The following is a 2,075-nucleotide window of genomic DNA, read 5'->3' as shown; positions in this document are numbered from 1 at the left end:
CTCGGGCGCCGGGGAGGGCTCCGCGCCGCCGGCCGGTCCGGCGCCGGGGCCACCCGCTCGCCGGCGGGTGCGGGTGGCGCGCGGGCGGGCGAGGGCCAGCGCCGCCACCAGCGGCTGGCGGACCGTCGGCCCGTGCCACCAGCTCACCTCGGCCCGGTCGGCCGTGTCCTGGCCCGGCGCGACGCCGAAGTGCCGGGCGCCGAAGAGCCCGAAGGCGTCGGCGAAGAGCTCGTGGGCGGCGCACTCCCCGGACCGGGCGAGGCGGCGGGCCAGCCGCAGCAGGGCGGCGTTCGACCCACCCGCCGAGGGCCCACCCGTCAAGGGCCCACCCACCGTGGGCCCATCCACCGTGGGCCCATCCGTCAAGGGCCCACCCGTCGGCGCTCCCGCACTCTCGGCGACCCGTTCGGCGCCGCGCCCCTCGGCCGGCCCGGTCCCCCGCAGCGGCGACTCGGCGCGGCCGTGCGGGACGGTCGCGGCAGCCGGGCGCCGGGTGAGCGTGACGCCGGGACCGGGCGCCGTCGCCAGCCCGGCGTGCTGCTCGGACCGGTGCTCGGTGCGGTGCTCCGCGCGGTGGTCGGCGCTCGGGGCCGGGCCGCGGTCGGACCCCAGCAGCGTCACCAGGGCTCCGACACGGTCCAGCGGACCGCGGTCGGCCGCTGCGGCCACGCCGGCCGGCCCGACGCCGGTGGGCAGATCCGTGCTCTCCAGCGCCCCGCCCCCGTTCACGCGCCCCTCCGCCGTGCCACCGGGCGACCGCTCCGCACCCGGCGATTCCCATCCCGTTCCGCCATGTCGGGGAACAGCCTAGTTGACCCCGGTGGGGCCCGGTGGACGGTGCCGCGCGAGCGGCCGCCCACCCACCCGGCTCACCGTCAGCGCGGCCCGCCGGCAGGGGCACTGACCCGGCCCGACCCCCGCCGCCGCCCCCGCCCCGGCGACCGGCGGCGCGGCGTAGCGGTGCGTCAGGACGGGCCCGCCGTGCCGGGTGGGGCGGGCGGCGGCGCCGGCCGGGGCTACGCGTGGGTAACAACCCCTTCCGGTGCCCGCCGGGGTCGCCTATCGTGCCGGACATGCCGAACCTGCCCCCCGTCGTGCTCTGGTCGATACCGGCCTTTGTGCTGCTCACCGTGGTGGAGCTGGTCTCCTTCCGGCTGCGGCCCGACGAGGACCAGCAGGGCTACCGTGCCAAGGACACCGCCACCAGCCTCACCATGGGCGCGGGCAGCCTGCTGTTCGACGCGGGCTGGCGGATCCCGATCGTGCTGGTCTACTCCGCGCTGTACGCGGTGGCTCCCGTGCACCTGCCGGTGACCTGGTGGACGCTGCCGCCGATGCTGCTGGCGCAGGACTTCTGCTACTACTGGCAGCACCGCGGGCACCACGTCGTGCGGGTGCTCTGGGCCTGCCACGTGGTGCACCACTCCAGCCGCCGGTACAACCTCTCCACCGCGCTGCGCCAGCCGTGGACCGGCGCCACCAGCTGGGTCTTCTACGTCCCGATGGTCCTGGCGGGCGTGCACCCGGCGGCGCTGGCCTTCTGCACCTCGGTCAGCCTGGTGTACCAGTTCTGGATCCACACCGAGCGGATCGACCGGCTGCCCGCGCCCCTCGAACTGGTCCTCAACACGCCGTCCCACCACCGGGTGCACCACGCCTCGCAGGGCGGCTACCTGGACCGCAACTTCGGCGGCATCCTGATCGTCTGGGACCGGCTGTTCCACTCCTTCACCCCCGAGACGGTCCGCCCGGTCTACGGCCTGACCAAGAACCTCGACTCGTACAACCCCCTGCGGGTCGCCACCCACGAGTACACCGCGATCGCCCGCGACCTGGCCGCCGCCGACACCTGGCGCGACCGGGTCCGTCATCTCACCAGGGGCCCGGGCTGGCAGCCCGGGCCTCCCACCAGCCCGGAGGGCACCACCGCATGCTGAACAGCCACGCCACCCGCACGACGACCACCTCCGGTCGCCTCGCCGGACGGGCCCGCGGCCTGCTGACCGCCTTCGCGGCCACCTCGGTCGCCCACCTGGGCGCCCTGCTCGCGGACAGCAAGGTGCTGGAGCAGGTCA

General features: G+C 76.5%; 2 protein-coding genes. One reads left to right on the top strand and one right to left on the bottom strand.

Translation table 11 applies throughout. From position 1 onward, the window contains the following. A partial coding sequence (locus tag ABD323_RS40645; protein ID WP_344447140.1) for a DUF2397 family protein occupies nucleotides 1-729 on the bottom strand: 729 nt, incomplete at its 3' end. A 344-nt stretch (nucleotides 730-1,073) separates the two neighbouring features. Between ABD323_RS40645 and ABD323_RS40640 the strand changes: the two genes are divergently transcribed. Continuing rightward, complete coding sequence (locus tag ABD323_RS40640) at nucleotides 1,074-1,937, top strand: sterol desaturase family protein (protein ID WP_344447139.1); 864 nt, start codon at nucleotides 1,074-1,076, stop codon at nucleotides 1,935-1,937. Nucleotides 1,938-2,075: the final 138 nt, after the last annotated feature.

This window comes from Kitasatospora nipponensis, from assembly GCF_039528135.1.
In the GTDB taxonomy this organism is placed as follows: Bacteria; Actinomycetota; Actinomycetes; order Streptomycetales; family Streptomycetaceae; genus Kitasatospora; species Kitasatospora nipponensis.
The sequence above is the reverse complement of the archived record's forward strand: the minus strand, read 5'-3'. Positions and strand labels throughout refer to the sequence as shown.